The organism is Mycobacterium syngnathidarum (assembly GCF_001942625.1).
GTDB classification, from domain to species: Bacteria; Actinomycetota; Actinomycetes; order Mycobacteriales; family Mycobacteriaceae; genus Mycobacterium; species Mycobacterium syngnathidarum.
Window position 1 is genome coordinate 25,397 of sequence record NZ_MLCL01000023.1, and the last position, 23,339, is coordinate 48,735.

At 66.1% G+C, this 23,339-nt stretch carries 21 protein-coding genes; 10 read left to right on the plus strand and 11 right to left on the minus strand.

The genetic code is table 11. From position 1 onward, the window contains the following. The 5 genes from BKG60_RS05365 to fabG all read right to left on the minus strand — a co-directional run bounded on the left by BKG60_RS05365 (window position 1) and on the right by fabG (window position 5,153). Entirely contained in the window at window positions 1-1,197 is a 1,197-nt protein-coding gene (locus BKG60_RS05365) for a CaiB/BaiF CoA transferase family protein (RefSeq protein WP_070944396.1), read from the minus strand. An 89-nt stretch (window positions 1,198-1,286) separates the two neighbouring features. Next, entirely contained in the window at window positions 1,287-1,955 is a 669-nt protein-coding gene (locus BKG60_RS05370) for a GntR family transcriptional regulator (protein ID WP_070944397.1), read from the minus strand. Window positions 1,956-1,957: 2 nt separating this feature from the next. After that, window positions 1,958-3,151: an acyl-CoA dehydrogenase family protein gene (locus BKG60_RS05375; protein ID WP_070944398.1), complete on the minus strand. Its 1,194-nt coding sequence runs from the start codon at window positions 3,149-3,151 to the stop codon at window positions 1,958-1,960. Continuing rightward, entirely contained in the window at window positions 3,148-4,368 is a 1,221-nt protein-coding gene (locus BKG60_RS05380) for an acetyl-CoA C-acetyltransferase (protein WP_070944399.1), read from the minus strand. The genes BKG60_RS05375 and BKG60_RS05380 overlap by 4 nt, the downstream gene beginning before the upstream one ends. Beyond that, the gene (fabG, locus tag BKG60_RS05385; RefSeq protein WP_070944400.1) at window positions 4,365-5,153 is read right to left on the minus strand and encodes a 3-oxoacyl-ACP reductase FabG; all 789 of its coding nucleotides are present in this window, start codon (window positions 5,151-5,153) and stop codon (window positions 4,365-4,367) included. The genes BKG60_RS05380 and fabG overlap by 4 nt, the downstream gene beginning before the upstream one ends. A 66-nt stretch (window positions 5,154-5,219) precedes the next feature. Here fabG and BKG60_RS05390 point away from each other — a divergent pair, with 66 nt between their 5' ends. The 3 genes from BKG60_RS05390 to BKG60_RS05400 are packed head-to-tail and all read left to right on the plus strand — an operon-like array spanning window position 5,220 to window position 8,734. Continuing rightward, on the plus strand, window positions 5,220-6,401 hold the full coding sequence (locus tag BKG60_RS05390; RefSeq protein WP_070944401.1) for an acyl-CoA dehydrogenase family protein: 1,182 nt from the start codon (window positions 5,220-5,222) through the stop codon (window positions 6,399-6,401). A 26-nt stretch (window positions 6,402-6,427) separates the two neighbouring features. Beyond that, window positions 6,428-7,249: a mycofactocin-coupled SDR family oxidoreductase gene (locus BKG60_RS05395; protein ID WP_070184756.1), complete on the plus strand. Its 822-nt coding sequence runs from the start codon at window positions 6,428-6,430 to the stop codon at window positions 7,247-7,249. Between the two features lie 6 nt (window positions 7,250-7,255). Further along, complete coding sequence (locus BKG60_RS05400; RefSeq protein WP_070944402.1) at window positions 7,256-8,734, plus strand: class I adenylate-forming enzyme family protein; 1,479 nt, start codon at window positions 7,256-7,258, stop codon at window positions 8,732-8,734. Window positions 8,735-8,751: 17 nt separating this feature from the next. On the opposite strand, the gene BKG60_RS05405 is transcribed toward BKG60_RS05400, so the two are convergent. The 4 genes from BKG60_RS05405 to purU all read right to left on the minus strand — a co-directional run bounded on the left by BKG60_RS05405 (window position 8,752) and on the right by purU (window position 12,511). Beyond that, window positions 8,752-9,651, minus strand: a complete 900-nt coding sequence (locus tag BKG60_RS05405; RefSeq protein ID WP_070944403.1) for an alpha/beta hydrolase — start codon at window positions 9,649-9,651, stop codon at window positions 8,752-8,754. Beyond that, window positions 9,648-11,000, minus strand: coding sequence for a flavin-containing monooxygenase (locus tag BKG60_RS05410; RefSeq protein ID WP_070944404.1), 1,353 nt, complete (start codon window positions 10,998-11,000; stop codon window positions 9,648-9,650). Before BKG60_RS05410 ends, BKG60_RS05405 begins: the two co-directional genes overlap by 4 nt. Window positions 11,001-11,145: 145 nt before the next feature. Next, complete coding sequence (locus BKG60_RS05415) at window positions 11,146-11,598, minus strand: MaoC family dehydratase (RefSeq protein WP_070184760.1); 453 nt, start codon at window positions 11,596-11,598, stop codon at window positions 11,146-11,148. Window positions 11,599-11,620: 22 nt separating this feature from the next. After that, window positions 11,621-12,511, minus strand: a complete 891-nt coding sequence (purU, locus tag BKG60_RS05420) for a formyltetrahydrofolate deformylase (RefSeq protein WP_070184761.1) — start codon at window positions 12,509-12,511, stop codon at window positions 11,621-11,623. 460 nt (window positions 12,512-12,971) lie between these two features. On the opposite strand from purU, the gene BKG60_RS05425 reads away from it, so the two are divergent. The 3 genes from BKG60_RS05425 (at window position 12,972) to BKG60_RS05435 (ending at window position 17,766) form a co-directional block, all read left to right on the plus strand. After that, window positions 12,972-13,727: a hypothetical protein gene (locus tag BKG60_RS05425; RefSeq protein WP_070184762.1), complete on the plus strand. Its 756-nt coding sequence runs from the start codon at window positions 12,972-12,974 to the stop codon at window positions 13,725-13,727. Beyond that, window positions 13,724-15,886: an Rv1355c family protein gene (locus BKG60_RS05430; protein ID WP_083339223.1), complete on the plus strand. Its 2,163-nt coding sequence runs from the start codon at window positions 13,724-13,726 to the stop codon at window positions 15,884-15,886. Before BKG60_RS05425 ends, BKG60_RS05430 begins: the two co-directional genes overlap by 4 nt. An 80-nt stretch (window positions 15,887-15,966) precedes the next feature. Next, window positions 15,967-17,766 (plus strand): putative bifunctional diguanylate cyclase/phosphodiesterase, encoded by a 1,800-nt coding sequence (locus BKG60_RS05435; protein ID WP_070944515.1) that lies wholly within the window; start codon window positions 15,967-15,969, stop codon window positions 17,764-17,766. Here the strand turns inward: BKG60_RS05435 and BKG60_RS05440 are convergent. Next, window positions 17,746-18,486 carry a hypothetical protein gene (locus BKG60_RS05440; RefSeq protein WP_239252466.1) on the minus strand — a complete coding sequence of 247 codons (741 nt, stop codon included), beginning with the start codon at window positions 18,484-18,486 and terminating at the stop codon, window positions 17,746-17,748. The genes BKG60_RS05435 and BKG60_RS05440 overlap by 21 nt on opposite strands. A gap of 503 nt (window positions 18,487-18,989) precedes the next feature. Here BKG60_RS05440 and BKG60_RS05445 point away from each other — a divergent pair. After that, a complete protein-coding gene (locus tag BKG60_RS05445) occupies window positions 18,990-19,700 on the plus strand; it encodes a TetR/AcrR family transcriptional regulator (protein WP_070944516.1) in 711 nt (236 codons plus the stop codon). Window position 19,701: 1 nt separating this feature from the next. Beyond that, a complete protein-coding gene (locus tag BKG60_RS05450; protein ID WP_070944406.1) occupies window positions 19,702-20,355 on the plus strand; it encodes a ScbR family autoregulator-binding transcription factor in 654 nt (217 codons plus the stop codon). 2 nt (window positions 20,356-20,357) lie between these two features. Here the strand turns inward: BKG60_RS05450 and BKG60_RS05455 are convergent, their stop codons facing one another. Further along, window positions 20,358-20,720: a PAS domain S-box protein gene (locus BKG60_RS05455; RefSeq protein ID WP_207549553.1), complete on the minus strand. Its 363-nt coding sequence runs from the start codon at window positions 20,718-20,720 to the stop codon at window positions 20,358-20,360. A gap of 201 nt (window positions 20,721-20,921) precedes the next feature. Between BKG60_RS05455 and BKG60_RS05460 the strand changes: the two genes are divergently transcribed. Continuing rightward, complete coding sequence (locus BKG60_RS05460; protein WP_075909324.1) at window positions 20,922-22,154, plus strand: acyl-CoA dehydrogenase family protein; 1,233 nt, start codon at window positions 20,922-20,924, stop codon at window positions 22,152-22,154. Then, window positions 22,155-23,297: an acyl-CoA dehydrogenase family protein gene (locus BKG60_RS05465; protein WP_070944409.1), complete on the plus strand. Its 1,143-nt coding sequence runs from the start codon at window positions 22,155-22,157 to the stop codon at window positions 23,295-23,297. Window positions 23,298-23,339: the final 42 nt, after the last annotated feature.

Here is a 23,339-nt window from a genome sequence, read left to right on the forward strand (position 1 = left end):
TCACACGATCTCGTCTGCCCGCAAGCCGGCTATCTGCGCTGCGTCGTAACCGATCTCGGCGAGCACCTCATCGGTGTGCTCACCCAGCAGCGGAGCCCGTCGGCGGATCGTCCCCGGCGTCGCCGACATCCGGAACGGAGTTTCGATGATCGGCACGTCGCGCGACGCACCCGGGTACGGCACCCGCTGCAGGTAACCCATGGCCTGCACATGCGGATCATCGAGCACGTCCTGGGTGGAATGTAACGGAGCGGCAGGCATTTTCGCCTTCTCCAACAGCTCCAGGACTTCGGCTTTGGTCTTGTCGGCACACCACGCGGCCATGATGTCGTTGAGGATGTCGCCGTTGGCCCAGCGGGTGTCGTCGTTGGCGAACCGCGGATCGTCGAACAGTTCTTCGCGACCCACCAAGCGGCACCACCGTTTGAACATCGGCTGGCCCGCGACCTGCAGCAATACCCACTGGTCGTCGGCCGTGCGATAGAGATCGCACGGCGCCACCGACGCACCCCTGTTGCCCATCCGGGGCTTGTCCACCTGCAGCAGCTCGCGTTCGATCAGGAACGCGTTCGACAGCATCAGCGCAGTGGGCAGCAGGGCACCCTCGACGTGCTGGCCCTCACCGGTCTTGTCGCGGTGATACAGCGCCATCATGACCCCGATCGCCAGCGTGAGCGCGGTGCCGAAATCCGCGTAGGGCACCACCGTTCGGATGGGCTGATCGGGCAGGCCCTGCCGGTAGACCGCACCGGACATCACCTGCCCGGCGCCGTCGAAGCCGATCTTCTCGCTGTACGGGCCGCCCTCACCGTAAGCCGTCGCACTGGCCAGGATAATGTCGGGCTTGACCGTCTTGAGGGTCTCGTAATCCAGGCCGCTCGCGCGCATTCCGGCTGCCGGCATGTTGGCGATCACGATGTCGGCCTGCGCCACCAGACGGCGGGTGATCTCGGCACCCTCGGCCGTGGTGGAGTCCAGCGTGAGTGAGCGCTTGTTGCGGTTGCACTGCAGGAACGTGCCGCCCTCGCCGCCCTCGGTGACGGCCTGCACCCAACGGTCTTCCCCGCCTTCGCGTTTCTCCACCCGCAACACGTCGGCACCCATGTCGGCCAGGATCGCGCTGCACCACGGCGCGGCGATGAACCGGCCGTAGTCGAGCACCCGGATCCCACTGAGAACCCCTGGAACGCCTGCCACGCTCACTCACCTTCCTTCGGCGAGCAGACGCAAACTCGCACACTTTTGCACCGAAATGTGCGAGTTTGCGTCTGCTCGCGGGTCATTCGCTACTCCAACACACCAAGCCGGTCGAGGTGATCGCTCAGCGGTTTGGAGGCCGCACACAGATGCTCGGCCATGGCGTCGCGGGCCGCATCCCCGTCGCGTTCCTTGAGCGCGGCCAGGATCCGGCGGTGGTCGTGGGTGGACTGCTCGGGCCAGCCTTCGACCGTCGGATACACCGATTCCAGTGCGTACCGGGTGATCTGGGACATCAACTGGGCCAATTTCGGCGACTCGGCCGCCCGGTTCACGCCGCGATGGAACGCGTGGTTGAGCCGGACGGCGGCGTCATGGTCGTCGCGTGCATAGGCGTCCTCCAGCTCCTGCTGGATCCGGTCGAGTTCGTCGAGCTGGCCGTCGCTGATCTGGCCCGCGGCGCGTAGGGCCAACTGCCCGCCGATGTGCGCCTGCACGCCGGCCACGTCGTCGATGTCGCGCCGGGTGACCGGCAGCACCAGGAACCCGCGGCGGGGCTGCTGGGTCAGCAGCCCCTCGGTGCGAAGGCCGAACAACGCCTCGCGCACCGGGGTCACGCTGATCCCCAGCTCGGCCGCGAGCTGTTCGAGCCGGATGTAGTTCCCCGCCGGATAGGTGCCGTCGAAGATCCTCCGCCGGATCAGCCGCGCCACATCCTCGGCCAGCTGTGGCCGCGCAGCGAAATCGGGTATCGACACAGTCAAACCCGATAGTCGGACAACAGTCGCTTGCTGATGATGTTCTTCTGGATCTCGCTGGTGCCCTCACCGATCAGCAGGAACGGAGCGTCGCGCATCAACCGCTCGATCTCGTACTCCTTGGAGTAGCCGTACCCACCGTGGATCCGGAAGCTCTGCTGGGTCACCTCCGAACAGAACTCGCTGGCCATGTATTTCGCCATCCCGGCCGCCACGTCGTTGCGCTCACCGGAGTCCTTGAGCCGCGCGGCGTTGACCATCATCAGGTGAGCAGCCTCGACTTTGGTTGCCATCTCAGCCAATTGGAAGGCCACCGCCTGGTGCTCGGCGATCGGTTTGCCGAACGTCTCGCGCTGCTGCGCGTAGCGGACCGCCAGCTCGAAGGCGCGGATGCCGACCCCACAGGCGCGGGCAGAGACGTTGACGCGGCCCACCTCGACGCCGTCCATCATCTGGAAGAAGCCCTGGCCGGTGGCGCCACCGAGCACGTCGTCCGCGTTGGCGCGGTAACCGTCGAAGATCAGCTCGGTGGTGTCGATGCCCTTGTAGCCCAGCTTGTCAAGCTTGCCGGGGATCGTCAGCCCGGGGACCACTTCGCCGAAACCAGTGGGCTTTTCGACGAGGAATGCGGTCAGGTTGCGGTGCGGCTTGTCAGCGCCCTCATCGGTGCGCACCAGTGTGGCCACCAGCGTAGAACTGCCGCCGTTGGTCAGCCACATCTTCTGACCGTCGATCGTGTACGTGCCGTCGTCGTTCTTCTTGGCCCGGGTCCGGATCGCCGCCACATCCGAGCCCAGTTCGGGCTCCGACATCGAGAACGCGCCGCGGGTCTCGCCGGTGGCCATGCGTGGCAGAAACTTCTGCTTCTGGGCTTCGGTTCCGTGCTGCCGGATCATGTAGGCGACGATGAAGTGGGTGTTGATCACCCCGGATACGCTCATCCAGCCGCGGGCGAGCTCCTCGACGCACAGCGCGTAGGTCAGCAGCGATTCGCCGAGGCCGCCGTACTCCTCGGGAATCATCAGCCCGAACAGGCCCATGTCCTTCATCTGGTCGACGATGGCCTGGGGGTAGGCGTCGGAGTGCTCGAGCTCCTGGGCCGTGGGAATGACCTCTTTGTCGACGAATTGCCTTACTGTCGACACGATCTCGGTCTGGAACTCGGTCAACCCGAGCGTCTGGGCAAGTTTGGTCATGGGGTCACCCTTTCGAACACAGCGGCCAGACCCTGGCCACCGCCGATGCACATGGTCTCCAGCCCGTACCGGGCCTGGCGCCGGTCCAGTTCCCGGGCCAGCGTGGCGAGCATCCGCCCACCGGTCGCCCCCACCGGATGCCCCAGCGAAATCCCGGAGCCCCGGACGTTGGTGCGCTCGAAGTCGGCCTCTCCGAACTTCCACTCCTTCGTCACCGCCAGTGCCTGCGCGGCGAACGCCTCGTTGAGTTCGATGAGGTCGATGTCGCTCAGTTGCAGATCGGCCTTGGCCAGGGCCGCCTCGGTCGCCGGCACCGGTCCGATGCCCATCACGTTGGGCGCGACGCCCGCCGAACCCCACGACACCATCCGCACCAGCGGCCGCAGGCCCAGCTCGGCGGCCTTCTCCGGGGTGGTCACGATGCACATGGACGCGGCATCGTTCTGCCCGCTGGAGTTGCCCGCGGTCACGGTAGATTCCGGATCCTGCTTGAGCAGAACGGGTTTGAGCTTGGCCAGCGCCTCGACCGTGGTGTCGGCGCGCGGGTGCTCGTCGGCGTCGATGACGGTTTCGCCCTTACGGTCGCGGACGGTGACGGGAATGATCTCTTCAGCCAGAACCCCGGATTCCTGGGCCGCCACCGCGCTGCGATGTGAGCGCACCGCGAGCTCGTCCTGCTCAGCCCGGGTTATGCCGTACTCGCGGCGCAGGTTCTCGGCGGTCTCAAGCATGCCGCCCGGCACGGGATAGAACTGCCCACCGGCCGTGGTGCGTCCCCGCGCCAGCCCGTCATGGATCTGCACGCCGCTGCGGGCCCCGCCCCAACGCATGTCGGTGGAGTAGAACGCCACGTTGCTCATGCTCTCGGCGCCACCGGCCACCACGAGATCGTTGTCGCCGCTGCGGACCTGCAGGCAGGCCTGGATGACGGCCTGCAGACCCGAGCCGCATCGGCGGTCGACTTGCATTCCAGGAACCGTCACCGGCAGGCCGGCGTCGAGCGCCACGACGCGGCCGATGGCCGGGGCCTCGCTGTTGGGATAGCAGTGCCCCAGGATCACATCCTGCACCTGCTCGGGTGCCACGCCGGTGCGTTCCAGCAGTCCCCTGAGCGCGACGACACCGAGTTCGACGGCGGTCAGCGACGCGAACATGCCGCCGTAGCGGCCGATCGGGGTGCGGACCGGTTCGCAGATGACCGCCTCGCGGGTCGTCATACGTGCCGACCGCCCGTCACCTCGAGCACGGTGCCGGTCATGTACGACGACAAGTCGCTCGCCAAGAACAGCGCGACCTTGGCCACCTCGTCGGGTTCGCCGGCCCGGCCCATCGGGATCTCGGCCAGCTTCTGATCCCAGATCCGTTGGGGCATGGCCTCGGTCATCGCCGAGCGGATCAGCCCCGGCTGGATGGCGTTGACGCGGACCCCGAGGTGCGCAAGTTCCTTGGCCGACGCCTTCGTCATGCCGACGATGCCGGCCTTGGCCGCCGAGTAGTTGGTCTGGCCGACCAGGCCGACCTTGCCCGAGATCGAGGACATGTTGACGATCGCGCCGCGCGTGTTCTCCCGCATGATCGCCGCGGCCGACTTGGTGCCGTTCCAGGTGCCCTTCAGGTGCACCGCGATGACCTGATCGAACTGCTCTTCGGTCATCTTCCGCAAGGTGGCATCACGGGTGATGCCCGCGTTGTTCACCATGATGTCCAGCCCACCGAACCGCTCGACGGCGGCCTGCACGAGGGCGTCGACCTCGGCGGACGAGGTCACGTCGCAACGCACCGCGGTCGCCACTTCGGGTCCGCCGAGTTCCTGGGCGGCCGCCTCGGTCGCCTCCAGGTTCACGTCACCCAGCACCACCCGGGCGCCCTCGCCGATGAAGCGCTTCGCGATGGCCAGGCCCAGACCCTGGGCACCGCCTGTCACCACTGCAGTCTGACCGGTCAGCAACGACACCTGATCACCTAACTTTCGATCCCGGGGGCTCTGTCTGAGCCAGATCATATTTCATATACGATATTGGAGATTCATCGCCCCCGCGGATCCCGCGCGACGAAATGGAGCTCACCTGTGACCACCACCGCGGCCACGTCCGAAGTCAGTGACGAGGACTTCGCCGAGATCCTGGCGCAGACCCGCAGCTTCATCCGCTCCGCCGTGGTGCCCCGCGAGAACGAGATCCTGGCCACCGACCAGGTGCCCGATGATCTGCGCGAGCAGGCCAAGAACATGGGGTTGTTCGGATACGCGATCCCCCAGCAGTGGGGTGGCCTCGGCCTCAACCTGGCCCAAGATGTCGAACTGGCAATGGAATTCGGTTACACGTCGCTGGCGTTGCGGTCGATGTTCGGCACCAACAACGGCATCGCCGGGCAGGTACTGGTGGGGTTCGGCTCTGATGAACAGAAGTCCCGGTGGCTGGAGGGCATCGCTTCCGGCGACGTCGTCGCCTCGTTCACCCTGACCGAGCCCGGCGCCGGATCCAACCCCGCAGGCCTGCGCACCAAGGCCGTTCGCGACGGGGACGACTGGGTCATCGACGGTCAGAAGCGGTTCATCACCAACGCACCCACCGCGAACTTGTTCGTGGTGTTCGCCCGGACCCGCCCTGCCGACACCGACGGACCCGGTATCGCAGTTTTCCTGGTCCCTGCCGATGCTCCCGGTGTGGAAGTCGGCGTAAAGGACGCCAAGATGGGCCAAGAAGGGGCCTGGACCGCCGACGTCACCTTCACCGACGTGCGGGTGCCGAAGAGCGCACTCGTGGGCGGCAGCGAGGATGTCGGCTACCGCGCCGCGATGACCTCCCTGGCCCGCGGCCGTGTCCACATCGCTGCGCTGGCGGTGGGATCTGCCCAGCGCGCGCTCGACGAGTCAGTCGCCTACGCCGCAGCGGCCACCCAGGGTGGCCAACCGATCGGCAGCTTTCAGTTGGTGCAGGCGATGATCGCCGACCAGCAGACCGGAGTGATGGCCGGCCGGGCACTGGTGCGCGACGCCGCGGCCAAGTGGGTGTCAGGTGAGGACCGCCGCATCGCCCCCTCGGCAGCAAAGCTGTTCTGCACCGAAATGGCAGGCAACGTAGCCGATCTCGCGGTACAGATCCACGGCGGTACCGGCTACATGCGCGAGGTCCCGGTCGAACGCATCTACCGGGAAGTCCGACTGCTGCGCCTCTACGAGGGCACCAGTGAGATCCAACGACTCATCATCGGCGGCGGGCTGGTCAAGGCCGCCCAGCGCCAGCACTGAATCCGCATACTCACCAAGGAGAATCCATGACTGAACGGCTCGCCGGAAAAGTCGCGTTCATCACCGGAGCTGCCCGCGGGCAGGGACGTGCCCACGCGGTTCGCATGGCCAAAGAGGGCGCCGACATCATCGCCGTGGATATCGCCGGGCCACTGCCGCCGAGCGTGCCCTACGACTCGGCCACCCCTGAAGACCTGGACGAGACCGTGCGCTTGGTTGAGGCCACCGGAAAGCGCATCATCGCCACCGCCGCCGACACCCGCGACCACGACGCGTTGAAGACCATCGTCGGCAAGGGCGTCGCCGAATTCGGTCGGCTCGACGTGATCGTCGCCAACGCCGGTATCACGGTGCCCGAACCATGGAACGACACCACCCCGGAGTCATTCCGGGACGTCATGGACATCAACGTCACCGGCACCTGGAATACCGTGATGGCCGGTGCCCAGCACATCATCGACGGTGGCCGCGGCGGGTCGATCATCTTGATCAGCTCGGCCGCCGGCATCAAGATGCAGCCGTTCATGGTGCACTACACGGCCAGCAAGCACGCCGTCGCCGGCATGGCCCGGGCTTTCGCCGCAGAGTTGGGCAAGCACAAGATCCGGGTGAACAGCCTGCACCCAGGCGCGGTCAACACCCCGATGGGAACCGGCGACATGCTGGCCGCGCTCAACCGGGCCAATGACACCAACCCCGGCCTGATGCAGATGGTGACTCCGTTCCTGCCGGATTACATCGCCGAACCCGAGGACATCGCCGACGCCGCGATCTGGCTGGCCAGCGACGAGTCACGCTACGTCACCGCCAGCCGGGTGGCCGTCGACTTGGGCTCCACGCAGTTCTAGGCCGGCATGTCCGCAGACTTCGCCGACAGTCTCGGCACCGGGCTGGACGCCTACGGTGACCGTCCGTTCATCGAGTTCGCCCGAAAGTGGTATACGGGCAACGAGATAACGCAGTTCATCGAGCGGGTCTCGGCTGCCTTGCGCGAGGCGGGTGTCGGGCCCGGCGAGCCGGTCGGCATCGTGGTGCGCAATCGCGTCGCGCACGCCGCGACGATCCTGGGTTTCATCGCGTCACGCCGCCCGGTGGTGATGATCTACTCGTACCAATCGGCCGCGGCGATTGCCCGCGACGCCCGGGATCTGGCGTTGCCGGCGATCGTCGCCGATCGCCAGGACTGGACACCGGAACTGAACGGTGCGCTGCAGACCGTCGGATCGGCCGGGATCTCGCTGTCGGGTGAACCACTCGGGGTCGGCGTGACCGCACCGCGACAACCGGGCAGCAGGCACGACCGGGCGCTGGAGCGGGCCGGGCTGCACATCCTGACCAGCGGTACCACCGGCCCGCCCAAGCGAATCCCGGTCGCCACCAATGTGCTTGCCCACACCGTGCTGAGCATGACGATCGGTGCGGGCACCGAGAGAGTGGACGACGACACCCCGCCGGCGCTGGTGTACTGGCCGTTCGGCAGCATCGGCGTCTGCCAGTTGCTGGCCGCACCGTGCTCCGGCAAGCGCATGGTGCTGTTGGAGAAGTTCCGAGTCGACGAGTGGGTCCGGGCCATCAAGACCTACCAAATCACCCGGGCGGGCGTGCAACCGGCGATCCTGCGGATGCTGTTGCAGGCTGATGTGCCTCCCGAAGATCTGGCATCGCTGGAGGGGCTGTCCGGGGGCTCCGGACCGTTGGAGCCGGGGTTGCGGGCGGAGTTCGAGGGTCGCTACGGCATACCCCTGCTGTGGGCCTACGGGGCAACCGAATTCGCGGGGTCGGTGTGCAGCTGGACACCCGAACTGTACCGCCGATACGGCGCGGACAAGCCTGACAGCGTCGGACGGCCGCTGCCCGGCGTACGCGTGCGTATCGTCGATCCCGACACCGGCTCCGAAGTTCCGGCCGGTACCGTCGGACTACTCGAAGCCAGCGTCGAGGTGATCGGACCGGATTGGGTGCGCACCACTGATCTGGCCGCCATGGACGAAGACGGATTCCTCACCGTGCACGGGCGCGGCGATGGCGCGATCAACCGTGGCGGCTTCAAGATCCTCCCGGAAACGGTACGCCGCGTGTTGATCTCACATCCCAGCGTGCTCGACGCCTGCGTCGTCGGCGTTCCGGATGACCGCCTCGGCGCGGTGCCGTTCGCCGCGGTCGAACTTCGGCGGGATTCGGTCAAGCCCACCGAAGCCGAGTTGAAAGACCTCGTGCGCGAGTCACTCCCGAGCCATCACGTACCGGTGGCTGTGACCGTCGTCGATGCACTCCCCCGCAATGCCGCTCTCAAGGTGCGACCGGGAGACGTTGCGGCGCTGTACCGCACGTAACGTTCCCCCGCGAGCGCTCAAAGGTGAGCGGCCAGAAACTTCAGTTGGTCCTCGACAGCGGTGTCGAACCAGTCATGGCCCGGCCACACGTCGAAGTGATCGCACGGATAGTGGTGGACCTGAGCATGGGCCTGCACCGCCGTCTTCATCACCGAATTGGCCGGCACGAACCGGTCGAAGTCGGCAATCTGAATCAGCACAGGACATTTCAGTGCTTTGGCCGCAGCACTCGTGCGGATCTGCACCAGCTCCATCCCGATCGCCGAATCCACTTCATTGCGCCACGTCGGCCCGGCGATCGCGCTGTAGCTGTCGTACGCGCCGTCGAGGGCCAACGCGCCAGGCTCTCCCGGCTTGGCCGCCAGCGGCATCAGCGTCGGTGCCCGACCCGCCGCCACCGCCACGCGACTTTTCAGACCCGCCAGTGTCCAGCGCAGCGCCGAGGCCACATCACGGTGTGCCACGGCCGCTCGACTGGCAGCCAGCCCACTGGTCAGCGGCGTCATCCCGATCACCGCGGCCACGTCGGCGCACTGAGCGGCCACCCGCAGGACATGGCTGCCCGAGAAGGACGATCCCCACAACACCACCTGCCGGCGGTCCACCCCCGGCAATTGTTGGGCCGCAGCGACCGCCGCACCGTAATCCGCCATCTGGCGCTCGACCGAAACACTCTGCCGCGGTTGCCCGTCGGAAGCCCCGAAGCCGCGATAGTCAAAGGCCACCACGTCCAGACCGGCCGCGCTGAACCGTTCCGCGAACGGCTGCAGACCGGAGTCCTTCGTACCGCCGAACCCGTGTGCCATCACCACCACCGGCCGTCCCGCAGGCCCGGCGAATCCGTCACCTTCCGCGCGGAAATGCCATCCACTGCAGCGGTCTCCGGCCGAGTAGAACGCGAGCTCGGTGTAGGTCATGCCCTCACTCCGGCGATCGCGCTGACGCGGCCGGCTGCCCGTTTCGCCCCTGCGGGCAACTCGCGCGTGCGGATGTCGTGCTCGTAGTAGAAGTAGTCCACCTGCTGGGTGTGTCGGGGCCGGTCGGTGCAATGCCCGGCGTGCAGTTGCTGATCGGCATCGATCACCCGCTCCATCTCCGCCACCGCAGGCAGGGCGTAGCGCCCGACCGCGTACGCCGCCAACAGCCGGGACTGGCACTCCACGAACGGGAACAGCGTCGGGATCGCCTGCGCGAATCCCATGAACACCAGATCGTCCATCCCGGGCTTGAACATCCGCTTGTAAAGCCGGATCTGGTTGCCGGGCGCACTGACGACGTCCGGATCAAAGAACGGGAAGGTGATGTTGTACCCCGTCGCATAGACGATCACGTCGAAATCGTCGCTGGATCCGTCCTCGAAATGCACGGTGGCACCGTCCAACCGGGCCACGTTCGGCTTCGGAATGACGTCGCCGGAGCCCAACCGCAGCGGCAACTCCACCGACTGCGTCGGATGCGCCTCGAAGAGCTTGTGGTTCGGCGCAGGAAGCCCGTACATCGTCGGGTCGGTGCCCAGTATCGGACCGATCAGCTGGACCAGCTTGCGCTGCCACGACAACGGCAGGTACGGATTGGTGCGGAAGTATTTGTCCCCCGGTTGTCCCGCAATGTATTTCGGCACAATCCAGGCACTGGAGCGGGTGGACAGCGTGACCTTGTTCTGCAGCGAACCCGACGAAATTTCAACTGCGATGTCGGCCGCGCTGTTCCCGATGCCCACCACCAGAATTCGCTTGCCGGTCAGCTCAAGCGGTTCCTTCGGGTCGATGTAGTGGTGCGAGTGGATCTCTTCACCGGTGAAAGTGCCGGGAAAATCCGGCAATCGCGGATCCCAGTGATGCCCGTTGGCGACGACGAGTAGATCGAACTCGCGCCGCGCGCCGGCCTGATCCTCGATCTCCCAACCGCCCCCTTCGATCCGGGCCGCATGCACCACGCCGTTGTTGAACTCGATGTTCTCCGACAACCCGAACGCGTTCGCGTACGAGTCCAGATAGGACTTGATGTCGGAGTGGTGCGGGAACGACGGGAACCGCTCCGGGATGGGAAAGTCCTTGAACGACAACCGATGTTTGCTGGTGTCGATGTGAAGGGAGCGGTATGCGCTGCTGTGACCGTTCGGATTGCCGAAGGCCCAGTTTCCGCCGATGCGGTCCGACGTCTCGAACGTCGTGTAGGGCACCCGGTAATCCTTGAGCATCTTCCCGGCGGTGAGCCCGCTGATACCCGCGCCGATGATCGCGGTCCGAGGCAGTGAACGCTGCAACCCAGTGCTCCTTCACGTTGTGATGCAGAACACTAGCAGCGGACTTTGACGGCCGTCAATGAATTCTGACAACTGTCAGAATGCGCGTGAGCAGCCCCTTGCGGGGACTGCTCACGCGAAAAGCTGAAGGGGAACGGGCCCTGATTCAGCCGATGAAGCGGACGATCGACTCGGCGACCGCCGCGGGCTTGTCCGAACCCTCGATCTCGACGGTCACCGTCATGGTCGCCTGAACCGCGCCGTCGAGCTGCGCGACATCGGTGACCGCCGCACGCGCACGAAGATTGGCACCGACGCGAACCGGCGTGATGAACCGAACCTTGTTGTATCCGTAGTTGACCGCCAACTTGACGTTGTCGACGCGATACAGCTGATGCGTGAAATGCGGCAGCAGCGACAGAGTGAGCAGCCCGTGCGCGATGGTCCCGCCGAACGGTCCGCCCGCCGCCTTTTCGGGATCGACGTGGATCCATTGATGGTCATCGGTGGCATCGGCGAACAGGTTCACCCGTTCCTGGGTGATCTCCATCCACTCGGTGGGACCCAGCTCGCTGCCCTTTGCCGCCACGAACTCGTCAAGACCGTTGAAGACTTTCACGCTCACTCCTCTCGAACCGTGGTCAGAAGACTACGGTCTGATTCCCGAACCGGATTACGCGGTCCTCACAGTGCCACAGCACCGCGCGGGACAACACCAGCCGCTCCACGTCCGCACCCAATCGCACCAGGTCACCGACCGAGTGACGGTGATCCACACGGACCACGTCCTGTTCGATGATGGGCCCCTCGTCGAGGTCGCCCGTGACGTAATGCGCTGTCGCGCCGACCAACTTGACCCCGCGCTCCTTGGCCCTGCGGTACGGCGCGGCGCCGATGAACGCCGGCAGAAAGGAATGGTGAATGTTGATCAGGGGGCATCCCACAGCGTCCAGGAATTCGGGCGTCAGGATCTGCATGTACCGGGCCAGCACCACAAGATCGACGTTGCCGCGCAACAACTCCAGGATGCGTTGCTCGGCCTCGGGCCGGTTCTCACGGGTCGCGGGCACATAGAGGAACGGCACACCGAACGCGCGCACTTGATCGGCAAGGTCGGGATGGTTGGAGATGACCATCACCACCGACATGTCGAGTTCACCGCGTCGGTTGCGCCACAACAGATCCAGCAGGCAGTGGTCCTCGCGGGAAGCCATCAGCGCCACCCGTTTCGGCTTGGCCGCCTCCGTCAGCCGGAAGTCCATCTCGAACGGCTCTGCCACCTGCCGCCGGAAGTCCCGCTCGATTTCGTCGCGCACCGCCGCCAGCCCAGGTAGGTGGAAGATCGTGCGCTGCATGAAGGTGCCGCCAGACTGCTCGGTGGAGTGCTGATCCAACGAGATGATGTTGGCCCCGGCGCCGGTGAGGAAGCCGCTGATCGCCGCGACCAACCCGGGCCGGTCCGCGCACCGCAACAGCAGCCTGCCGACATCTTGAACCGGCAGGGTGGTCGCTTTCGGATACTCCTGTGTCATCCCCACAAGAATCTCATCCTGGGTGCGCGGGCCGCGGCACTACCCGCCAATGAAACACCGGCCCGAAAGGACGTGGCGAACACCAAGCCGATCGCCATTCACCCCGATGCGCTATCGCCGAACGGCTGGCTGAGGGCCGCCGCAGCAAAAGGTTTCCCCACCCTCCTCACATCACCCATTCGACAGCGACGTCAATTGGCAATTTTTGCCATGCTCACCCGAGACGCACATATACGGCATGAATAGCGTCAACCGAATTTGCCAAAATTGCACGTACCCGTGAGTAAATCGAGGGCGCCCGGGAAGAATTCACCCCGCGCCTGGACAAGATTTCTCGGCTCGCTGGAATTCCACCACGAGGCGGCGCAATACTCGTCACACGTATTCGTACAACCGTGCTGCACACCAAAATCAGCCGGCCGAGTCGGAAGGCACGGCTGACCGACGAAATGGATTCCAGATGACCGCTCCCCAACTCGATTCGGCAGCCCGCCGCAGCGTGACATTGGACGAAAGCCCAAGCTGGTGGGACCCCGACAGCGAGTGCACGATCGTCGTGGCACGGCCGGCGGCGGAGCGCCGGCTGTGGAAGGAGTACGTCCGCGGCGCCCACTCCAACTACCGCAAACACGGAGTGGAACGTGCACTGGACCCGAAAACACTACGGACAGGTGAGGATACGGCGCTTTTCTGCGTCGGGATCAACAGTGCGGGCGACGTCGTCGGTGGTCTGCGGGCCAAGGGCCCCCACCAGCGCGTCGAGGACAGCCACGCCGTAGTCGAATGGAGCGGACAACCCGCGCTCGGCTCGGTACGCAAGATGATCGCCGACCGGCTGCCGTTCGGTGTGGTCGAGATGAAAACCGCGTGGGTGGGCGACGACCCGGAGCAGAGCCGTGCACTCACCGATACGCTGGCGCGCATGCCGCTGCATGCCATGACGCTGTTGGACATTCAGTTTGCCATGGCCACCGCAGCGGCCTATGTGCTCAAACGCTGGTTGTCATCGGGCGGGGTGCTCGCCGCCAGGATTCCGGCGACTCCCTATCCCGACGCGCGATACCAGACGAAGATGATGTGGTGGGATAGCAGGACATTCGCCAATCACGCCGATGCGGGACAGCTGTCGCGCTACTTCGCCGAGGCCCAGCGAATCGGGCCGCACCCGGCCACCGCCGGCTTCGGTGACCACACCGGGACCGCGGCGGGACGATGACCGACGAAAACAGCCACGCAGCCGTCGGGAATTCCGCATTGAGCGAAGTCGACGACTCTGGTCAACATCATGCGATCTTCATCGATGACGAATTCACCCTCGACCAGCTCCGCCGGGACCCGCGGATCGCAGTTGTCGATGAATGCGGCGAGCAGCAGGCCGCATTGCGCACTCTTGTACCGGCGGTCGGCCGGGAATTGCTCGACGAGCCGACACGATGGGCGTACTACTCGTGGCGTCGGAGCCTGGTCCACATCCTCGGGCCGGCCGCTTTCAATCGGCTACGGCTGGACCGCAACCGCAACCTCGTCACCGCCGACGAACAACGACAACTGTCGCGATTGAGGATCGGCGTGATCGGGCTGAGCGTCGGCCATGCCATCGCCCACAACCTCGCCACCGAGGGCCTGTGCGGCGAGATCCACCTGACAGATTTCGACGAACTCGAGTTGGCGAACCTCAACCGGGTCCCGGGCACGGTGTTCGACCTGGGGTTGAACAAAGCCGTGGTGGCCGCCCGGCGGATCGCCGAGATCGACCCGTACATCTCGGTCCACATCGATCGCAACGGTGCCGCACCCGAGTCCATCGACGCCTTCCTGCGCGGGCTCGACGTCGTCGTCGAGGAATGCGACTCGCTGGACGCGAAAGTCCTTGTCCGGGAAGCGGCCCGAGCCCACCGATTACCGGTGCTGATGACCACGGGCGACCGCGGCCTGCTCGACGTCGAGCGGTTCGACCTGGAACCCGCACGGCCCGTCCTGCACGGTCTGCTCGGCGACGTCGCCGCACGAGACCTGGCCGGGCTCAGCAGCAAGGACAAGGTGCCGCACGTCCTGCGGATCCTGGACGCCCCTCAACTCTCCCCCCGCATGGCGGCTTCGTTGGTCGAGGTCGGCAAGACGCTGAGCACGTGGCCCCAACTCGCTTCCGAGGTGGTTCTCGGGGCGACCGTCGTGGCCAATGCCGTACGGCGCATCGGTCTGGGCGAGCCGATGCCCTCGGGCCGGGTTCGTGTCGATGTCGCCGACGCGCTGGACCGAATCGGCGATCCCCTCGACTTCAGACCCGCGCCCGTATCCCGCCCGCCTGACGCGTATCACCAACCGGCCGGGATGGCCGACATCCTGGCCGAGGCGGCAACGCGCGCACCCTCGGGTGGCAATGTCCAGCCGTGGCACATCGAGGCGACCGACGACCGGATCAGCCTCCGGCTGGCGACGAAATACACCACGACAATGGACGTCGGGTATCGCGGGAGCGCGGTGGCACTGGGCGCCGCGGCGTTCAATGCGCGGGTGGCCGCGGCCGCACACGGACTCACCGGAGACGTGCAGTGGTCCCGCGGCGACGAAGGCACACCGTTGTACGGGATCGCGGAATTTTCCGTCGGTAGCGCACCGGAGCTGGCCGAGCTGTACGAACCGATGCTGGCCCGGGAGACCAACCGACTCCGGGGCACGGCGGCGCCGATCGCCGGCGAGGTGATCGACGGGCTGCAGGCCGCCGCACGCAACGAGGGCGCCAAACTCACGATCCTCGATGATCGGGACAAGATCGAAGCCGCCGCACGCCTACTCGCCGCGGCGGACCGGATCCGCTATCTGACACCGGCCCTGCACCGCGAGATGATGTCGGAGCTGCGCTGGCCCGGCGACCCGGACCCCGATACCGGTCTCGACGTGACGACGCTCGGCTTGGACCCGGCGGACCTGGTGATCCTCGACATCCTGCGCCGGCCCGAGGTGATGGAGCATTTGGCCGGCTGGGATGCCGGCACGGCACTCGGCGACGACACCTACGAGCGGGTGACATCCAGCTCGGCACTGGCGGTCGTCTCGATCCGGGGTCGTCGGCTGACGGACTACGCCGCCGCCGGATCTGCGGTCGAGGCCGTTTGGGTCGATGCCCAGCGCCGCGGCCTGGCGGTTCAACCGGTGTCGCCGGTGTTCCTCTACGCCCACAACGATCGGGAACGCGACGAGCTCTCACCTGGTCACGCCGACGCGTTGCGCGACCTGCAGTACGCTTTTCGCAGGTTGACCAGCACCGAGCGCGACGAATCACAAGCGCTGGTGCTCAGGTTGTCCGACGCGCCGCGTCCGACCGTACGCAGCAGGCGCCGAGCCCGGGCGGGTTCGACGACGCAGTACGGCTGAGGCGCGTGCTGAGGGATAGGCGGAGGTATCTGGTGCCAGGCAGTCTCGAACTGCTCGTCACATCGGTTGCCACCCAACTGATGGCGGTGGACGCCGCGACTTCGGTCACGGTGAGCCAGCAGGTCCTCGCCGAGCTGGTCTCGTTCTTCGACGTCGACGTGAGCTTCCTGCGTCACAACGACCACGAGGCTCACGCGACACGGTTGGTGGCCGAGTGGCCGCCGCGCCCGCCCGACGCGCACACCGACCCGATCGCGGTCATCCATTTCGCCGATGCCGACCCGGTGTTCGCGATGGCCGAGCACCTCAAGGAGCCGGCGGTGTTTCGTCCGGAGCCGTCCACCGACGACTATCAGCGCACGATCGAGGCGGGCCGGCACATCGCGAGTACGTCGATGGCCTGCGTGCCGCTGCTGTCCGGCGACATCACCACCGGTGTCCTGGGGTTCGTCAAGTTCGGCGATCGCGAGTGGCTACCCGCAGAGCTCAACGCGCTCAAGGCGATTGCTTCATTGTTCGCCCAGGTGCAAGCCCGCATCGAAGCCGAGGACCGGCTGCGCTACCTGGCCGATCACGACCACCTCACCGGCCTGCACAACCGAAGGGCGCTGATGGCGCACCTCCAGGCCCGGCTGGCACCGGGGCAGCCCGGCCCGGTTGTGGTGATGTTCTTCGATCTGGACCGGCTCAAGGCGATCAACGACTATCTGGGGCATACCGCCGGCGATGCGTTCATCAGCATCCTGGCCGACCGGTTGCAACGCGGAGACGACTCGCCCAAGCTCATCGCCCGGCTCGGCGGTGACGAGTTCGTCGTGGTGCCCGCGGCGGCGATGACAGCCGAAGCAGCCACGGCGCTGGCCTACCGACTCCAGTCGGTGCTGCGCGAACGGGTAACCATCGATGGCGAGATGCTCACCCGTACTGTCAGTATCGGTCTGGCCCAAGGCATTCCGGGGCGTGACTCCACCTCTGATCTGCTCAACCGAGCCGACCACGCGGTACTCACGGCGAAGAACTCCGGGGGCAACCGGGTCGCGGTGTTCTCCGATGCGATGGCCATGGAGATCGATTTCCGCAACGACATCGAGCTGCACCTGCAGAGTGTGATCGAGAGCGGCGCGCTGGTACTGCACTACCTTCCAGAGATCGACATGCGGACCGGCGAGGTGCTGGCGGCCGAGGCGCTGGTGCGCTGGCAACATCCGACGCGGGGCCTGCTGTCCCCTGACTCGTTCATCGGCGTAGCCGAATCCATCAATCTGGCAGGCGAATTGGGCCGTTGGGTGCTGCGGACCGCGTGCGCCGAGTTCGCCCGGTGGCGGTCCAACGGCGTCGGCCGCAACATCGTGCTGCGGATCAACGTGTCGCCGGTGCAATTGGTGACCGACGGATTCGTGGCGTCGGTGGCCGGCATCATGAAGGAGTTCCGTCTGCCCCGCGGATCGGTATGCCTGGAAATCACCGAGAGCATCGTCGTGCAGGACATCGAAACCACCCGATCCACTCTGACGGGACTGCACAAGGTGGGCGTGCAGGTGGCCATCGACGACTTCGGCACCGGCTACAGCGCGCTGTCACTGTTGAAGTCACTCCCGGTGGACACCCTCAAGATCGACCGGAGCTTTGTTGCCGGACTCGGGTCAGACCCGGGCGACCTGCCGATCGTGCGCGCGGTGATCGCCCTGGCCGGCGCCTTCGGCCTGCAGCTGGTCGCCGAGGGCGTGGAGACAGAACGGGCCGCGCTGACGCTGTTGCGGCACGGCTGCTACCGCGCCCAGGGCTTTTTGCTGTCCAAGCCGATCCTGGGACAAGAGATGGCCGCGTTACTGGCCAAAGGGCGCGTGCCCGTGCATTTCTCAGCCGCGCCGCGCACGTGATCGATACGACTCACGCGGTGAGTCGTGCACTCCCCCGGATCGGCAGTAGTCCGACCGTCCGGTGTCCGGCTGGTGGTCGAGCAACTCGACGCGACCGAATCTGCTGGCGCTGTAGCCGACCAAGCCGACCTGCAGGCACTTGCCGGGCTCGATGAGCTGGTCATCCGCCGCGGCCGGGGCGGCGCCCCGGGGTTCGGTCGCGAGAGCCACGCCATGGCGGGCTCGCAGGGCCAACGGGCCGTCGGCGGTGTCGATCACCGCCCCGAGAACCTCGCCCTCCTCGAACACGAGGCGTTGCAGCGCGCCGGTGTCGACGTCGATCTGCTTGTCGACGACCCGCACCGAGAGCCAGTCACCGAGCACCGATACGGCGGAACCGCTCTCGACATCCACGCTCCCGAGCACCTTGACCTGGATTTCTTCGCCGGCGCGGGTCTTCATCGAAGTCGTACCCCGGTCCGCCAGCCGGGTGTAGAGCACGCCGTAGGGAGACGTCAGGCAGTGTTGCGCCCAGGCCTGCAGCCGGGCGCCGTAGAACGGCGCGATCCGACCGCGCCCGGTTACCGGGGTCCAGTCGCTGACCGGCCGAACCGTCAGGGCAGTGTCGTATTCGGCATCGTCGGCCGGCGGCAGGTCCGCCGACAACGCATCGAGATATTCGCGGGTCTCGGGATCGTCGATCCCAGCACCCAACCACGGTGTCCCAAGACCGGGCGCCACCGAACCGGTGCTCGCACTCCCCGGACGAACGATACGCACGTCCAGCCCGGCGTCCGCCGCCGCTACGGCCGCCGCCAATGCTCCGAAGCCGGGGCCACAGCAAACGACGTCGACTTCGTCATCCCACATTGGCTACGGACACTCCGAGCGAACCTCGAGCGGCGTCATCAAGATCGAATCATATTGGAAGGCATGAGAAATTGAGGTCGTCATGGCCCGCACCGGGATTCGAGGGGGATTGCCGGTGCAGGCCATGACAACGCTTCCAGGATAGCCCTTGGCTACCGCCGACCGCCAAATGGTGGCGCTCGCCACAGTGCCCGCAGCCGTGGCGTGCGCCACCGCCGGGCGGGCAACCCGCGACGAACCAAGAGTTATCACGCTAAGCACGATACATACCTTTAGAATGTTATGCACGTACGGCGAAGACTTTGAGTCTGCTGGTGACGACGGCGAGATCAGACACCTGGCCGCCGGCCGATCAGAGTCAGAAAGGCCCCGAGGTGACTGAGCAGCTCGACCGGCGAGCAGAGCTGACCCGTCTCCAGATCCTGCAGGCGGCGGCGCGCCAGTTCGCCCACACGCCCTACAGCCTGGTCAGCCTCGACGACATACTCGCCGATGCCACGGTCACCAAGGGTGCGTTGTACTTCCACTTCCGGTCCAAGCACGCGCTGGCGGTGTCGATCGTCGAGCACCGCACCGCACGGGCCAACAAGTCGGTCGAGGAAGTGCTGGCCCGCAACCTGTCCGGAGCCGAGACATTGATCGACCTCACCTGCCTGGTTGCAGCCGAGGACATCGGAGACCCGATGGCCCGGGCCTGCCTGAATCTGGTCGAATCCATCGGCCGGACCGACGGCCTGGGGCCACGGGTGCTCGACGAATGGGTGCAAGGTTTCGCCGGCATCGCCAAACGGGCCATCGGTGAAGGTGATTTCACCGCGGACTCGGACCCGGAGGCGGTCGCGCGGTTGTTGGTGTCGATCTACCTCGGGGTGCGCCAGACCAGCGACCTCGACGATCCCCCTCGATTCCTCACCGATCTCGAGCACAGCTGGCGACTGGCGCTGCCTGGATTCGTCGAGCCCGAACGGCTCGGCTACCTCAAACAGTTCATCCGGCGACGCACCGCGGTCGGAGTCAAGAAGGTGGTGCCCTTGCGGCCCCGCACCGCCGGCAATGCCGCGGACACCAACGTCGAGCGAGGCTGACATGGCACGCCAGGCTCGATCCGAACTGACCCGGCAGAAGATCATCACCGCCGCCGTCGACCTTTTCAGCGAGCAGGGCTATCCGGCGACCGGGCTCGGCGACATCATCGCGCGGGCCGAGATGACCAAGGGCGCGCTCTACTATCACTTCGACTCGAAAGAATCGCTGGCCGAGGCGATCATCAGTGACGGCGGCAGCGCGATGCTGGCCACCTTCCGCACGATCGCCGAATCCTCGTCGCCGGCTTTGGAAAACACGATCCACGGGTTGTTCGTGGTGGCCGATTTCGCCCGCTCAGACAAGGTGGCACAGATCGGCATGCAGTTGCTCCGCACGTTCAGCGGCATCAACGTGGCAGCCACCCGCGTATATGCGAGTTGGCTCGATGAGCTGCGGGCGCAGTTGAATCAAGCAGCCAACGAAGGCGACCTGCGGGACAACCTCGACGTCGTCGGTGCCGCCGAGGTGATCCTGGGATCGATGCTGGGCGCGGAGGCGCTCTCCCGCGCCAACGCGACGGGCACCGACTTGCGCGAACGGGTCGCCCGTACGTGGGACCTGCTGCTTCCTTCGATCGTCAGCAGGGAATCTCTGGACTACTTCCGCGAGTTTCTGGCCCGCGAATCACTGCGGCGCGCGCGGGCCGCCGGATAGCCCTAGAGTTCTTCGGCCCACAACCGTTCGGTGAGGTCCTGGAACGTCGCCAGCGCCACCGGATCGTCGCCGCGCAGCAGCGCCGACTTGCTCATCCGGGCCCGCACGATCGAACCGTCGTCGTGGACGAGGTCGACCAACAGGCCGGCGTGGGCGCGCATCACCGAGACCGCCGACTCGTCGGCCGGTAGCGAGTGGAACACCTCAGCAAACCGCATGCTCTTGACCGCTTCGGTGCCGCGGCCGACCATCTCACCGAAGGCGGTGTTGGCGAAGAGGATCGTTCCGTCCTCGGCGATTGCCAACACCGGCACCGGGAACCGCTCCAGCACCACCAGCGCAGGAAGGTTCTGCAGTAGTGCCATCGGGGACTGGGGGTCATGACCGCTTTGGCGACGCTCCACGAATCCGATTATCGCCCGCGGCCCCGTAGGGGTGCCACCAGCGTCCAGCAACGCGCCGCGCCGAAGCCGCGCCGCCGGTTCGCCGCGTAGATGCTGGGGTGGTCTACGCCACTTGACTAACTAGGTTTACTCTGTGGAGCGACACCAGCAGAAGGGGCAGGCATGGACCTGAAGTGGTCGACGAGCGACCAGGAATTCCGCGACGAGGTGCGCGACTTCCTCGCCAAGAATCTGACTCCCGAACTTCGGCGCGCGGGCCAGCTGATGACCAGCGTGTATGCCGACCACGACGCCAGCATGGCCTGGCAGAAGATCCTCCATGAGCGGGGCTGGGCCGCCCCGGCATGGCCGGTGGAACACGGCGGCTGCGACTGGAGCCTCACCCAGCACTACATCTTCAGCCGCGAATCGACATTGGCCGGCGCCCCGTCGCTGTCGCCGATGGGCATCCGCATGGTGGCCCACGCAATCATCAAATTCGGTACGCAGGCGCAGAAGGACTACTTCCTTCCCGGCATCCTGACCGGTGAGGTGTTCTTCTGCCAGGGCTACTCCGAGCCCGAGGCCGGCTCCGACCTGGCCGCGCTGTCGATGGCCGCTGTCTCCGATGGCGACGACCTGGTCTGCACCGGCAGCAAGATCTGGACCACCCACGCCCAGGAAGCCAACTGGATGTTCGCGCTGGTCCGCACCACCCGCGGCGCCAAGAAGCAGCAGGGCATCACGTTCGTGCTGATCGACATGACCTCCCCCGGTATCGAAATCCGCCCGCTGGTCATGACTTCCGGTGAAGAGGTGCAGAATCAGGTCTTCTTCGACGAGGTCCGGGTACCGAAGTCCAACGTGATCGGCAAGATCGACGACGGCTGGACCGTAGCCAAGTATCTGCTGGAGTTCGAGCGCGGTGGCGGTGCCACGGCGCCGGCGTTGCAGGTCTTGGGCGAGGAAATCGCCACGGCCGCAACCCAGATGCCAGGACCGAACGGCGGCCTCCTGATCGACGATCCGGGCTTCAGCCGCAGGCTCGCCGATGCTCGGCTGCGCACCGATGTGCTGGAGATCCTGGAGTACCGGGTGTTGTCCGCGCTGGCCGGTGGTGGCCATCCGGGTACCGCATCGTCGATGCTCAAGGTCTTGAGCACGGAACTGAGCCAGACGCTCACCGAACTCTCGATGGAGGCCGCAGGCCCGCTCGCTCGCGCCTACCAACCGCACGCCACCTTCCCGGGCGGTCCGGTGGCCGACTACGAACCGCCAGCCGACGGCTATCACAGCGGCGCACCATGGCAGGCGGTTGCACCGTTGCGCTACTTCAATGACCGGGCCGGCTCGATCTACGCCGGCAGCAACGAAATTCAGCGAAACATCCTCGCCAAGGCAGAACTGGGGCTCTAGATGGACTTCAACCTGACCAACGAACAGGAACTGCTGCGCGACGGGCTGACCAAGTTCCTGGCCAGCCGATACGACCTGGCTGCGAGCCGCGCGGCGGCCAAGACCGGCCCTGGCTGGCAGCCGGAGATCTGGCGCGGATTCGCCGACGAACTGGGAATTCTGGGAGCCACCCTGCCCGAGGAGGCCGGCGGCATCGGTGGCGGCCCGGTCGAAACCATGGTCATCGCCGAGGCTTTGGGCCACGCCCTGGTGATCGAGCCGTTCGTGGACACCGTGGTGGTCGCCGGGGGCCTGCTGCACCGGTCCGGAAATGAGGGCGCCGCGGCCCTGTTGGAAGACATCGTGGCGGGGTCGGCCATTGCCGCGCTCGCGGCGACCGAGCCGACCTCCGGGGACAACTGGCGGGACGTGTCCACCACCGCCCGCCGCGACGGTGACGAGTGGGTGCTCAACGGCACCAAGGTGATGGTCGTCAACGCACCGTTGGCCACCCACCTGCTGGTGACCGCGCGTACCTCGCGGGAACGCGCGGATACCGACGGCATCTCGTTGTTCCTGGTCGACATTGCGTCGTTGACAACAGGATTCAGCACCCATCCATACCGCACAGTGGACGATCGCCGGGCGTCGGACCTGACATTCTCCGATGTCCGGTTGCCGGCCGCAGCACTGTTGGGCACCGAGGGGCAGGCCTGGCCGGCACTGGACCTGGCTCGTGACGAAGGCGCTGCGGCGGTGTGCGCCGAGGCCGTGGGCGGTATGCGCAAGGTGCTGGCCGACACGGTCGAATACTGCAAACAACGCCAGCAGTTCGGCCTGCCGATCGGCAGTTTCCAGGCGTTGCAGCACCGGATGGTCGACATGCACATGGAGGTCGAACAGGCTTCGGCCGCCGTCTATCTGGCCGTGCTGAACCTCGATGCCGAACCCGCGCAGCGCGCCAAGGCGGTTTCGGCGGCCAAGGCCACCATCGGACGGGCCGCGCGCTTTGTCGGACAGAACGCGGTGCAATTGCACGGCGGCATGGGCATGACGGAGGAGCTGGCAATCGGTCACTACTTCAAACGTCTCACCGCGGTGCAGTACGAGTTCGGCTCGACCGACTACCACGTCAGCCGCTATGCGGAGCTGACCCGGGGTTAGTCGTGCTCGTCGGGTGCTGAAACACCGGCGGTCAGCTTCGCG